The 12993-nt window shown below is 60.1% G+C and carries 12 protein-coding genes; 6 read left to right on the top strand and 6 right to left on the bottom strand.

Annotated features, from left to right (window positions below):
* Positions 1-140 precede the first annotated feature (140 nt).
* Complete coding sequence (locus DIT71_RS06030) at positions 141-1049, top strand: DMT family transporter (protein ID WP_114612286.1); 909 nt, start codon at positions 141-143, stop codon at positions 1047-1049.
* Between the two features lie 147 nt (positions 1050-1196).
* On the opposite strand, the gene DIT71_RS06025 is transcribed toward DIT71_RS06030, so the two are convergent.
* From DIT71_RS06025 to DIT71_RS06010, 4 genes are all read right to left on the bottom strand, one after another.
* Positions 1197-1751, bottom strand: coding sequence for a gamma-glutamylcyclotransferase (locus DIT71_RS06025; RefSeq protein WP_114612285.1), 555 nt, complete (start codon positions 1749-1751; stop codon positions 1197-1199).
* A gap of 25 nt (positions 1752-1776) precedes the next feature.
* Positions 1777-2400 (bottom strand): MarC family protein, encoded by a 624-nt coding sequence (locus tag DIT71_RS06020; protein WP_114612284.1) that lies wholly within the window; start codon positions 2398-2400, stop codon positions 1777-1779.
* A gap of 80 nt (positions 2401-2480) precedes the next feature.
* The gene (gene rluF / locus DIT71_RS06015) at positions 2481-3419 is read right to left on the bottom strand and encodes a 23S rRNA pseudouridine(2604) synthase RluF (RefSeq protein WP_114612283.1); all 939 of its coding nucleotides are present in this window, start codon (positions 3417-3419) and stop codon (positions 2481-2483) included.
* Between the two features lie 34 nt (positions 3420-3453).
* Positions 3454-4458 carry a GlxA family transcriptional regulator gene (locus tag DIT71_RS06010; RefSeq protein ID WP_114612282.1) on the bottom strand — a complete coding sequence of 335 codons (1005 nt, stop codon included), beginning with the start codon at positions 4456-4458 and terminating at the stop codon, positions 3454-3456.
* Between the two features lie 110 nt (positions 4459-4568).
* Here DIT71_RS06010 and DIT71_RS06005 point away from each other — a divergent pair, with 110 nt between their 5' ends.
* Together DIT71_RS06005 and DIT71_RS06000 are read left to right on the top strand one after the other, a co-directional pair.
* Positions 4569-5477, top strand: a complete 909-nt coding sequence (locus DIT71_RS06005; protein ID WP_114612281.1) for an alpha/beta hydrolase — start codon at positions 4569-4571, stop codon at positions 5475-5477.
* A 66-nt stretch (positions 5478-5543) separates the two neighbouring features.
* Entirely contained in the window at positions 5544-6416 is an 873-nt protein-coding gene (locus tag DIT71_RS06000; RefSeq protein WP_114612280.1) for an alpha/beta fold hydrolase, read from the top strand.
* A gap of 3 nt (positions 6417-6419) precedes the next feature.
* On the opposite strand, the gene DIT71_RS05995 is transcribed toward DIT71_RS06000, so the two are convergent.
* Entirely contained in the window at positions 6420-7247 is an 828-nt protein-coding gene (locus tag DIT71_RS05995) for a hypothetical protein (protein WP_227537967.1), read from the bottom strand.
* Positions 7237-7851 carry a TetR/AcrR family transcriptional regulator gene (locus DIT71_RS05990; protein WP_114612279.1) on the bottom strand — a complete coding sequence of 205 codons (615 nt, stop codon included), beginning with the start codon at positions 7849-7851 and terminating at the stop codon, positions 7237-7239. Before DIT71_RS05990 ends, DIT71_RS05995 begins: the two co-directional genes overlap by 11 nt.
* 199 nt (positions 7852-8050) lie before the next feature.
* Here DIT71_RS05990 and DIT71_RS05985 point away from each other — a divergent pair, with 199 nt between their 5' ends.
* The 3 genes from DIT71_RS05985 to DIT71_RS05975 all read left to right on the top strand — a co-directional run bounded on the left by DIT71_RS05985 (position 8051) and on the right by DIT71_RS05975 (position 12985).
* A complete protein-coding gene (locus DIT71_RS05985; RefSeq protein ID WP_114612278.1) occupies positions 8051-10147 on the top strand; it encodes a 3-hydroxyacyl-CoA dehydrogenase NAD-binding domain-containing protein in 2097 nt (698 codons plus the stop codon).
* Between the two features lie 30 nt (positions 10148-10177).
* Positions 10178-11359, top strand: a complete 1182-nt coding sequence (locus DIT71_RS05980) for an acetyl-CoA C-acyltransferase (RefSeq protein ID WP_114612277.1) — start codon at positions 10178-10180, stop codon at positions 11357-11359.
* 438 nt (positions 11360-11797) lie between these two features.
* Positions 11798-12985 carry an acyl-CoA dehydrogenase family protein gene (locus DIT71_RS05975; protein ID WP_114612276.1) on the top strand — a complete coding sequence of 396 codons (1188 nt, stop codon included), beginning with the start codon at positions 11798-11800 and terminating at the stop codon, positions 12983-12985.
* Positions 12986-12993: the final 8 nt, after the last annotated feature.

Below are 12993 nucleotides of genomic sequence, written 5' to 3'. Positions count from 1 at the left end.
GTAGGCCTCTCCGAAACCGTGCGGAGCCATGGATGGCGGAGCCCGAGCCGAACAGGGACGTCTTGAGGCGTGTTTCGGAGAGGCCTACCCGCCCGGCGAATGCACCGAAGCTAGATATCAAAGAGTTCAAGGGGAGTCGTATGTCAGGCAAAACCGTAAACAGTGCAATCCTTCTGCTGGTGATCGGCAACGCCATGGCCATCATATCTGACGTCTTTATCAAACTGATGGAACCCGGCGCCCCCATCTTCCAGTTTGCCTTCCTGCGCTGCGTCATCACCCTGCTGCTGTTGCTGCCCCTGGCCGGACAGCTCAACAGGAAGCACCTGTTCACCGGATTCAGAATCCATGCCGTGCGGGCGCATATCCATCTGGCAGGCCTGCTATGCATGGTGGTTGCCCTGGCCAACCTGCCACTGGCCACTGCCAACGCCGTCTTCTACGCCGCCCCTATCCTGGTCATGGTGCTGTCCACCATTGTATTCCGGGAAAAACTGACACCGTTGAGCGTCATCGCCGTATTCAGCGGCTTCGCCGGCATTGTCGTTATCCTGCGGCCGGTCGAGTTCAACTGGGCGGCCATCGCTGCTCTGGCAGCGGCCCTTACTCTGTCCATCAACGCCGTCATGGTACGCAAGCTGCCCAAAGAGCAGACCACAGTGCATAAACTGCTGCTGAACTACCTGCTGATCATCCCCGCCGCCGGTGCCCTGGCCATCTGGGAAGGCGCCGCCTGGGACAACTCGATACTTGTCAGTGCGCTGGGTTCGGCCCTGTTTATCCTGGGCTACAACATCACCGTATTGCTGGCCTACAAACAGGTCGATGCCAACCAGGTCACCAGCGCCGAATACACCGGGCTGATCTGGGCGGTTGGCATTGGCTGGATCTGGTTCTCGGAAGTGCCGGACCTGTGGTTCCTGGCCGGCAGCACCATGATCGTGGTGCCCCTGATTCTGATCGGCCTGCAGCAACACCGGCGCCGCTCAAGGGCGCCGGCCAGAAACTTTAATCCGGATACTCAGCGGGTCACATCGATGAGCAGCTGAGCACCCTGCTCTGCGGGATGATAGCCACTGTCGTATCCACGATATCACCGGGTGATGTCAGGTGAAGCGGGGGCGCTTTGCACTTCTTTTACTCTGGTAATGAGCGTCTTTACACTTGTCTGCGCCGGTTGACCCTTTCCAGTGGCGTCAACGCAGGTGAGACTCCAGCTCAAAGACATGAGGGTCGTGATCGCCAAGGGCCCTGAGCGCCTCCGCCAGTTTCAGCAGGTATTCGCTATTGGGACCACTGGGGCCTGACGATCGCGCAATCTGGCGGGCAATATCGACGGAAGGGGCTGGCCCCAGAAAGGCGGCGTTTTCCGCAGTAGCGATGTAGACAAGGCCCTCGGCGCTGCTGTCGTCGTGAAAAACCATGGGGGTGCTGAATCGCAGGTAACCGTTCTTTTCCCTTATATCCAGGTGCTCGAACACCTCCGGTGATACCCGATAGGCCATACCCTTGCAAAGGGCACCAGGCTGTTCGATCAGGGTCACCACCCGGCCCGGGGCTTCCGGAGTACCGCGATGATCATGGGAGCCCTGCCAGAAACGCCGCGCCCAGCCCTCAATGGTCGCCGGGCGCTGCTCGATAAACGGGAAATCCACCTTGTAGATCAGCGAGCCGTAACCGAACAGCCAGACCGAAGACAGGCCCTCGAAGTTCTGACGCAGGCGGTTGTGTTCAACGGTTGTTATGGTCATCAGCCTCGATCATCCCCGAAATTACTCAAACAGACGCCATGAATCCGGCTATCCCCGTCAACACGATCTCCGCCGCCATGGCAGACAGAATAAGACCACTGATCTTGGAAAGAATGTTTAACCCGGTCTTGCCCAGGACTTTTTCCAGGTAACCGGACAGGTGAAGCAGTACCGCCAGTATGACCAGCCCTGACACCAGCCCGAGCAGGCCTCCAAGCACCTCCGATACGCTGCTCAACTCGGCACCGTAAACCAGAATAGCACCAATGGTGGCGGGGCCGATCATCACCGGTATCGCCAAGGGCACTACGGCGATATCGTCACGGTCCTCGTCCGGCAGCCCGGTGGCGTGGTTGCGGGTACCACTGGTAACCAGGCTGATGGCCGTCAGGAACAGCAGGCTTCCGGCACCGATCCGGAATGAGTTCAGGGTAATGCCAATGGCACTGAACAGTACCGGGCCGGCAAAGAACAGTATCAGCCCCAGGATCAGCGCCGAGACAGTGGAGCGGCGGATAATCGAGCTCTTTTCGGCCGCCGGCAGGCCCCGGGTCAGAGCCAGGAACATGGTCACCACAAAGAACGGTGCCAGCAGGAACAGGAAACGGATCGTGCTGCTGATATAGGTACTGACAAACGCTTCAAACATTCAGAGTATCCGGCCAGGAGTGAAAAACGGTACAGCATAGCGGCAGCGGCACCCGGGTGCCGTACGGAAGTGAACCTATGCTAACGCTTGACGCTGGGCTTGCGGGGTTTCCGTGGCTTTACCGGTTTAGCGGGTTTTCCCGGCCGCGGGGGCTTGCCGCGTTTGCCGGCCGGTTTTCCCGGGGCTCCCCCCTTTCCATTCCTGCCACCGGCCCCCTGGGGCGGCTTACCCAATTTTTTGCCCGGCTTTTTAGCCGCCGGTTTCTTCGTTTCACTGCGGGTGTCCGGACTGACATCCGATGACGAGTCCCGGATCATCTCAAACAGGCCAGCCAACTCCTTCTCACCCAGGTCACGCCACTCGCCCACCGGCAGGCCCTTCAGGCTGATGTTCATGATGCGCACGCGCTCGAGTCTGGTGACGTCGTAATCGAAGAATTCGCACATGCGGCGGATCTGCCGGTTCAGGCCCTGCACCAGGGTGATTCGGAACACGAAACGGGAGACCTTCTCCACCCTGCAGCGTTTGGTGACCGTGCCCAGGATCGGCACACCGGCGCTCATGCCCTGGACAAACTCTGCCGTCACCGGCTTGTTGACAGTCACCAGGTATTCTTTCTCATGGTTGTTGCCGGCCCGCAGGATCTTGTTGACCAGGTCGCCGTTGCTGGTGAGGAAAATCAGCCCCTGGGAGTCCTTGTCGAGGCGGCCTATGGGGAAGATCCGCTCACCGTGGCCGACGTGATTGACGATGTTCCGGGGTTCCGCCGGGTCGGTGGTGCTGACCACGCCCACGGGCTTGTTCAGGGCGATGAAGATCAGGTCTTCCTCGTCCCGGGGTTCGATCAGCTGGCCGTTAACGGTAACCCTGTCCCCCGGAAGGACCTGATCCCCCACCTGGGCAGCTTTACCATTGATAGCGACGTTGCCGTTCTCGATATAACGGTCCGCCTCCCGCCGGGAACACATGCCACTCTCGCTGATGTATTTGTTGAGGCGGGTAGAGTTTTTACCGGGCATGGGGTTCCTATTCGGTTCGGTGGCTGGCCAGGGTCTATGCTGCATGCGGGGATACATAACTGAAACGCTTGCGATACTGCTCCATGGTACAACCTACCGTGCGTTTGAACAGCCTCCGGAATGAACTGGCGTCTTCGTAACCCACGCTCCAGATAATACGCGCCGTCTGTTCACGGCTGGATTCCAGCAGGTGCTTGGCCGCTTCGATTCGCAAATGCTGAAGATAGCCAATGGGCGTTTCCCCGGTCGCCTCCTTGAAGCGGCGCTTGAAGGTGCGTGTGCCAAGGCCGGCCACCGCAGCCACCTCATCAATGGTGATAGAGTCGGCATAATGCCGTTCAAGCCAGCTTTGTGCCTTGCGGATGGCATCATCCTGGTGGGCTTTCTGGCTGTAGAACGCCATGTAAGGCGTCTGTTCCGTTCGACGGCCGTCCAGTACCAGCATCTTGCTGCAGGCCAGGGCAATGGCCGGCGAAGCAAAACGCTCCACCAGGTAAATGCACAGGTCCACAAACGCCGTAGCGCCGCCGGCACAGATGATCTGGCCGTTGTCCACCAGCAGTTGGTCCTCTTCCAGGCGCAGGTGCGGGTATCGGCGACGGAACATCGGCGCTGCCCGCCAGTGGGTAGTGGCCACCTGATCATCCAGCAGCCCCGCCTCCGCCAGTACAAAACTGCCGGTACAGACACTGGCAATGACTGCCTCTCGGTCCAATGCTTCCCGCAGCCAGCCGTACAGTGGTTTTGCTGGCGCCAGGGTGCGCTCAAGGTGTTCCGCCCCGACGGCTGCCTCCACAGAGGACCCAACCACAATCAGATCGGCCCGAAAGTCGCCCCGGCGTATGGTCGGCGTTACCACAGCGCCGCTGTAACCACGAACGGGTTCGTTGTCTACCGTTACCACCTGGCAATTGAACAGGGGTTCACTGTGCCCGACGGGAGCACGGCCACAGAAATTGGCCACAGTAAAGAAATCCATCACGCCGTGCACGCCTGAGGCATGGCAGTTGGGCAAGGCAACGATCGCAATATTGAACACGGATTTGGCCCTTTTGGCATTTTATATGTCAAATATGCCACTCCTGCTGGCAAGCCGCAAGTCCTAATCTGAACCTGTCATCCACCAATGCAGGAAGAAGGACTTTCACCATGACCTCACAACTGAACACTCAATCAGCAAGCTTTCAACAGCCCGTCGCTCGCGTGGCTCCACGCAGTGGCGGGTTTTCAGCCACCCGGCTGGCGCTCCAGCTGTATGGCAGGGTGTCACCCCGCAAAGCCGGCAGGCTGGTCAATCGCATGGCATTCAGGCCATCCCGCCTGCCCCTGCCGATACGTTATGAATACCTGCTGGACAGCGCCGACAGCTATACCCAGCTCCAGTCTGGTGCCCGCACCATCCCGGTTTACTCCTGGGGCCAGGGACCAGCCATTCTTGGCGTCCATGGCTGGGCCGGAGCCGCCATCCAGTTTGGCGCCTGGGTAAACCCCCTGGTGGAAGCGGGCTATCGCGTGGTGCTGTACGACGCCCCGGCCCACGGCCGCGCCCAGGGCGACAGCACCGACCTGTTTGAAATGGCCGAAGTCACGGCCAGGGTGGCGGCCAGTGTTGGCCGGGTTCACGGAGTTCTCGCGCATTCCATTGGTTCCATTACCATTGCCCGGGCCATCGCGGATGGCCTGCAGGCTGACTACGTGGCGATGCTGGCTCCTCCGTTAAGCCTTCGCGCGGTCATGGACAACCTGGGGCGGCAACTGGGGCTGAGCCGGGACGTTCTGGCGGTCCATCTTGAACTGATGGAAGAGCGTTTTGGCAAATCTGTCTGGGAGCAACTGGACCTGGAAGTCCTATCCCGCTCTCTCACCCAACGGGGTCTGATCGTGATCGATGACGACGACACCTCGATCTCACCCGATGAAAGCGACAAGGTCTACAACAACTGGGAGACCGCCAAGGTGCTGCGCACCCGTGGCCTGGGCCATCATCGACTGCTGTGGAGTCCCATGGTTGTGGCAACCGTGCTGCGGGATCTGGGCCGGCCGGCGAACACTGTCTGATTGCGCCGGCCTTTCCGGACGTTTATGGTTTTGCACCAGTACCACTGACAGACACGGAGTCCCGCAATGCACCTGTCCGACCCGAAACAGCAACAAACGCCCCGGGGCCGATTCGCCTGGCGGGAGGGCGGCAACCCCGAAGGCCAGCCGCTGATAATGATCCACGGCTGGCCGGAAAGCTCCTACTGCTGGGAGCATGTTGCTGCACACCTGAAACCGGGGTTTCGCATCATTGCCCCGGACCTGCGGGGGCTGGGCGACAGTGAACGCACCCCGGAGGTGGAACCTTACCGCAAACAGGAAATGGCGCAGGATGTGATCAGCCTGCTGGACACCCTGGGCATTGGAGACTTCCAGCTCGTGGGCCATGACTGGGGCGGCATTGTCGCCCAGGAAGTGGCCCTGGCCGAACCCCAGCGGGTACGGCGGATGGTGATCATGAACATTGCCATCATCAACAATCTGAAGGGCAATCAGGAAGTAATCGAAAAGGTCCGCTCCGGCAGTGGTGCCGCCTACTGGTACCAGCACTTCATGCAAACGCCGGGGCTGCCCGAGGCGATGATTCCCGGTGCCGAAAAAACCTGGCTGGGGCATTTCCTGCGTACCTGGAGCGACGAGCCCTTCCCACAGGACGCCTTCGACGAATACCTGCGTACCTTCCGAACTCCGGGCACCGCCGGCACCAGCTCCAACTTCTACCGGACCTTTCCCGACGACGCCAGACGCTGGGCGACAACGGCAGCCCATCGCTGGCCAATGCCCTCCATGTACATCTACGGCAACAAAGACAGGGTGATTATTCCGGAGTACCTCAACCACATCGAGGAATGTTTTGAGTCTTTACGTGTAGAACAGGTCGAAGCCGGGCATTTTCTGCAGGAAGAACAGCCGGCACTGGTGGCGGGCTACCTCAACGACTTCCTGAAGGCAGACTGAAGACTAGCGGGATCGGCTGACGTAGACCCAGTTGGTGCCTACATTGTCGCAGACAAGGATGTCGCGATTGATGAATGTGCACAGGGAAAGGTCGTCCGGCACCTCGTCGTGATAGCGGGACTTTACCGCCAGGTGCTTTTTGTCCTGCTTGAGCAGCGTAAAGGTCCGCTCCATGCGCCGGGCGAAGTCGACGCCACCGTCTTCCATGGTGTGGAAGGCGTTATGGAACGCGGTAAAACTCATGGTGTTGGCGCCCAGGCCAATATTCACCATTTTGGGGATGTACCGATCGTAGGCGTCGGACAGGTAACGCCGCACCGCTTCCTCGTCATTGCGGTTGCCCTCGAATGAACTCAACCCAAGGCGGTTATCCGGTTCCAGAACCCCATTCGCCAGCTTATTGTTGGACTGGTTGATCGCCAGCTCAAAACGGCGTCCTGGGCAGGAAATTCTTTGGCCTTCGAGGCGGCAATCCGCCAGCTGACCGCTGTCTGCCGGTGGATTGTCCTCCGGCTCAGCCACCTCGGGCTCTGGGTCAGCTTGCTCAGACTGAGTTCTGGAGTCAGCCGTTGCTGAAGTACCGGGCTGCGGCACTTCCAGGCCCAGACGCCCGGCAGGGCGACGTAACAGCAGCGCCTGGACCTGTGGATCGTTGCGCTTGAAATCCGTTGGCGACGGCAACCCGGCGCCCTGGCCTTCGCTGACGACGGTGCAGTAAAGCGCTTCCAGTTCGGTTTTCGCGTCTTCCACGCAGGCGTCATGGGCGGATGCGGCAAAGGCAGAACCCACGCAAGCGCCCATCACCGCCAGCGCCAGCCGTCTAATTGTCATCACGCTGCCCCAGGGCCAGGCGCGCCATCAGGTCTTCCACCCGGCGGATGGTCTCGGCGTCGCCCTTCTTGCCCGTGAGCACCACCTGGGAGCCGATGGTCGCCACGTACATCAGCAGAGACAGGTCCCGTATCCGCTGGGGGTCACTGCTCAGACGCTCATACAGCTCACAGTTCTGGTTGATACGGGCCTCATCCACCTCGGTGACCAGATCAGCGGCATAGTCGTTGCGGCGGGCAAAGTCCCGTACCGCCAGCTCCACCTGCAGGCGGCGGATGTTACGGGAGGCATCCGTGAGCAGGAGCTCGAGAATCTGCCGCAGCTCGGTTTCCACATCCCCGCCTTTGGGCTTCCAGTACTGCAGTTCATGAAGGCGCCGGTCTCGCCAGCGATCGAGAAAGCTGACCACCAGGTCCTCATGGTCCTTGAAGTGCCAGTAGAAACTGCCACGGGTAACGCCAAGTTTTTTCGACAGCGTCAGCACCCGCAAGTGGCCGAAACCGCCAGCAGCCACTTCCCCGGCGGCGGCGTCCAGCCAGTCGTCACGGGTCAGTTGCGCTTTTACCGGTGTCTTGCGTGGTCTGGTCTGTCGGGCGTCAGTCATTCGGTGGTCGGATCCTGCTGCTGGCGGTTTTGGAAACCTGCGGGTGCATTCTACATGAACAGGAGTCACGAATTTGAAACCGTTGACCCTGCCCAAAACATACATTAGTGTATGGATCAACAATACACCAGTGTATGGAGATTTCAACGCGAGTCTTCATACCGACGATCAACCCGATTCCAGATCAGGGAGCTGCCCAATGAGTACCGCCCACTATGATGTCAACGGCAATATCGCCGTCATCCGACTCGACAATCCGCCCGTCAATGGCCTGGCCCTGGCCCTGCGCCAGGGCATTGTGAACGGCATCCGTACGGCGGAAGCCGATGACGCCGTGAAGGCCGTTGTATTGATCGGTTCCGACCGTGCTTTCTCCGGCGGCGCCGACATCAGCGAGTTCGGCAGCGACAAAGCCTCCGCCGAACCCAACCTGAACACCGTGATCAACTACGTGGAAACCAGCCGCAAGCCGGTAATCGCGGCCATCAGCGGTGCCTGCATGGGTGGGGGCCTGGAACTGGCCCTGGGTTGCCATTACCGCATAGCCAAACCCGATGCCCAGATTGCCCTGCCGGAAGTGAAACTGGGCCTGCTGCCCGGTGCCGGTGGCACCCAGCGCCTGCCCCGGGTGATCGGCGCCGAACACGCCCTGAACATGATTGTGTCCGGCAGTGTCGTACCTGCCAAACAGTTCAAGGGCAGCGCGCTGTTTGACGAGATTGTTGACGGCGAACTGCTGGATGCGGCCATTGCCTTCGCCACCAAGGTGGTCAGCGAAAACCTGCCGCTGAAAAAAGTGCGTGACCTGAAAGCGAAGCACCCCAACCCGGAAGGCTTCTTCATGTTCACCCAGAACACCGTCGGCGCCATGGCCAAGAACTACCCCGCCCCGCTGAAGTGTGTTGAAGCCGTGAAGGCTGCGGTGACCATGCCGTTCGACAAGGGCATGGAAGTGGAGCGCGAAGCCTTCGTAAACCTGATGCAGACACCGGAATCCCGCGCCCTGCGCCACGCCTTCTTCTCCGAGCGCCTGACCAGCAAGATTGCTGATGTGCCCTCCGATACTCCGGTTCGCGACATCAAGTCCGTGGGTGTTATCGGTGGCGGCACCATGGGTACCGGCATCAGCATCAACTTCCTCAACGCTGGCATTCCCGTGACCCTGGTGGAAATGAAGCAGGAAGGCCTGGACCGTGGTGTTGAGGCCATCCGCAAAGTCTACGAAGGCCGCGTGAAGAAAGGCCGCATGAGCGAAGACGACGCCAAGGCCAAAATGGCACTGCTCACGCCGTCACTGAGCTATGACGACCTGAGCAATGCGGACCTGGTGATCGAAGCCGTGTTCGAGGAAATGGGCGTGAAGCAGTCCGTGTTCGAGAAGCTGGATGAGGTCTGCAAGTCAGGCGCTATCCTGGCCTCCAACACCTCCACCCTGGATCTCAACAAGATCGCCAGCTTCACCAAACGCCCGGAAGACGTCATCGGCCTGCACTTCTTCAGCCCGGCCAACATCATGAAGCTGCTGGAAGTGGTTCGCGGCGAAAAAACCGCCAAGGACGTACTGGCCACCGCCATGAAACTGGCCAAGGCAATCAAGAAGACCGCCGTGGTTTCCGGTGTGTGCGACGGCTTTATCGGCAACCGCATGATCAACAAGTACCAGCGCGAAGCCCTGCTTATGCTGGAAGAAGGCGCCAGCGTGCAACAGATCGACAAGGCCATCGAGAAGTTCGGCTTTGCCATGGGCCCGCTGCGTATGGCTGACCTGGCCGGCGGCGACATCGGCTGGGCCATCCGCAAGCGCCAGTATGAAGAAAACCCGGAGATGGTGAAGATGGTCGTCGCAGACCGCCTTTGCGAAATGGGCCGCTACGGCCAGAAAACCGGCGCCGGTTTCTACCGCTACGAGCCGGGCAACCGCAACGCCCTGCATGATCCGGAAGTGGACAAGGTGGTGGACGACGTCCGCGCCGAGCTGGGCATTACTCCGCGCAAGATCAGCAACCAGGAAATCGTCGAGCGTTGTGTTTACGCCCTGGTGAACGAAGGCGCGCAGATTCTCGACGAAGGCATCGCCCAGCGCGCCTCCGACATCGACATGGTGTACCTGACCGGTTACGGCTTCCCCGTGTTCCGCGGCGGCCCCATGCATTACGCCGAAGAAGTCGGACTGCCCAACGTGGTTCGCGCCATGCAGGCCTTTACCGAAGACCGCCACACCCAGCCAGGTTTCTGGGAGCCCGCAGCGCTGCTGGCCAAGCGCGCTGAGGAAGGCAAGGGTTTCGATAGCAAATAACCGGTCCACGAATTTATTCGGAGAATTATTATGTCCAATGATGTTGTCATCGTATCCACCGCCCGCACGCCCCTGGCCAAATCCTGGCGCGGCGGCCTGAACATGACCCACGGCGCTACCTTGGCTGGTCACGCCATCCAACACGCGGTTGAGCGTTCAAAAGTCGATCCCAACGAAATCGAAGACGTGCTGATGGGCTGCGCCCTGCCCGAAGGCTCCACCGGTAACGACGTCGCCCGCATGGGCGCGATCCGCGCGGGCCTGCCAGTCTCCGTTGCTGGCGCCACCATCAACCGCTTCTGTTCTTCCGGCCTGCAGGCCATTGCAATGGCAGCCCACCACATTGCCGTGGACCGGGTGCCGGTGATGGTTGCCGGTGGTGTTGAGTCCATCTCCACCGTCCAGGCCAACGTTAACCAGAACTACTTCATGGAACCCTGGCTGGCGAAGAACAAGCCGGAGCTGTACTGGTCCATGCTGGACACCGCCGAAACCGTGGCCAAGCGCTACGGCATCAAGAAAGAAGACATGGACGAATACGGCGTCCGCAGCCAGAACCTGGCCACCAAGGGCCGTGAAGAAGGCAAGTTCGACGACGAAATCGTGCCCATTACCACCACCATGGGCGTCGCCGACAAGGCCACCGGCCAGCTCAGCAGCCAGGAAGTCACCGTCAGCCAGGACGAAGGCATCCGCCCCGACACCAACCTGGAAGGCGTCAGCAAGATCCGCTCGGCAATGGAAGGCGGCGTAGTCACTGCCGGCAACGCCAGCCAGTTCTCCGACGGTGCTTCTGCATGCGTGCTGATGGACAGCAAAATCGCCGAACAGCGCGGTGCCACCCCGCTGGGCATCTTCCGCGGATTCGCCGTGGCCGGTTGTGAGCCCGACGAAATGGGCATCGGCCCGGTGTTCGCGGTTCCCAAGCTGCTCAAGCGTGCCGGCCTGACCGTCGACGACATCGGCCTGTGGGAACTCAACGAAGCCTTCGCCGTTCAGGTCCTCTACTGCCAGCGCAAACTGGGCATCCCCATGGACCGCCTGAACGTCAACGGCGGCGCCATCGCCGTCGGCCACCCCTACGGCACCACCGGTTCCCGCCTGGTCGGCCACGCCCTCATCGAAGGCAAGCGCCGTGGTGTTAAATACGTCGTCGTTACTATGTGCGTCGGTACCGGTATGGGTGCTGCCGGGTTGTTTGAGGTGGCCTAAAGCTCTGTTTGCCTATTGCTTGGGTGGAGGCACCTGTTGGGTAGGGGGCTCCAAAACGCGCTCCTTCGGCACGTCCATGTGACGCTCGAGCTCCGCCATCCATGGCTCCGCACGGTTTTGGAGCCCCCTACCCAACAGCCGCCCATAGCTTTGTGCAATGGCCAACAGGTGCAACTTTTGAATGCTGTGCCGCGACCGCTTCTTGCAATTCGCAACGGCAGGCACGCTCAGACTCGAAGTGCCGGGCGGGGAAACCCTTTCAAAACTGTACGGAGCCATGGATGGCGGAGTCCAAGCGTCACATGGATGTGCCGAAGGAGCGTGTTTTGAAAGGGTTTCCCCGCCCGGCACAACCAACAAGAGCCGCAGGCCCGGCAGTAATGACCAGCAGGCAGCTCCAAAAACCATTTACCTCAGCCACCAGACAAGAGGTGCAACATGGACCTGAATTACACCCCCGAACAAGAAGCGTTCCGCGCTGAAGTTCGCCAGTTTCTTGATGAAAACCTGCCAGACGACATTCGCGAACGGGTGCAGAAACGTTTGCGCCCGGACAAGGCGATGACCGAACGCTGGCAGAAAATTCTGTTTGATAAGGGCTGGGGCGCTTCCACCTGGCCGAAAGAGTTTGGCGGCACGGGCTGGAGCCCGGTTGAGCAGATCATTTTCGAGGAAGAGTGTGCCCTTGCCGGTGCACCCCGCCAGCTGGATTTCGGGCTGCGTATGGTCGCGCCCGTCATCATGACATTCGGCAACGAAGCGCAGAAAAAACGTTTCCTGCCGGGCATTCTCAGCGGTGAAGACTGGTGGTGCCAAGGCTATTCTGAACCCGGTGCCGGTTCGGATCTGGCCTCACTGCGTACTTCGGCCAAGCTTGAAGGTGACCATTACGTCGTCAACGGCCAGAAAACCTGGACCACCCTGGGACAGCATGCGGACTGGATTTTCTGTCTGGTGCGGACCAGCAATGAAGGCAAGCCGCAACAGGGAATTTCGTTCCTGCTGATTGACATGAACACCCCGGGCATCGAAGTGAAGCCCATCATCATGCTGGACGGGGAGCATGAGATAAACGAGGTTTACTTCGACAATGTGAAGGTGCCTGCCGAGAACCTCGTCGGAGAGGAAAACAAGGGCTGGACCTACGCCAAGTTCCTGCTGGGTCACGAACGTACCGGCCTGGCCAATGTGGGCCAGTGGAAAGCCATGATGAAGCGCCTGAAAGAGGTGGCCTGTCAGGAGCAGGACGGCCAGCGGCCGCTGATTGAGAACACCCGTTTCCGTGACCGGCTGGCGCAGCTGGATGCCGAACTGCGGGCCCTTGAGCTGACGGTATTGCGGGTGCTGACCGACAAGCGTGGCCCCGGGCCCCAGGCGTCGATTCTCAAAATCCGCGGTACCGAAATCGGCCAGCAGCTGTTTGAAATGCTGATGGAGGCGGGCGGCCAGGATTCCATTGCCCATATTCCCGAAGCACTGGAACTGGATTACAACGGCCCACGCACAGGCTCGATAGACGCAACCCCCTCTGCCGGGGATTACTTCAATATGCGCAAGCTGTCGATCTTCGGCGGGTCCAACGAAATCCAGCGCAATATCATTGCCCAACTCGTGCTCGGTCTGTAACGAGCCAT

The organism is Marinobacter vulgaris, from assembly GCF_003344045.1.
In the GTDB taxonomy this organism is placed as follows: Bacteria; Pseudomonadota; Gammaproteobacteria; order Pseudomonadales; family Oleiphilaceae; genus Marinobacter; species Marinobacter vulgaris.
The sequence above is the reverse complement of the archived record's forward strand: the minus strand, read 5'-3'. Positions and strand labels throughout refer to the sequence as shown.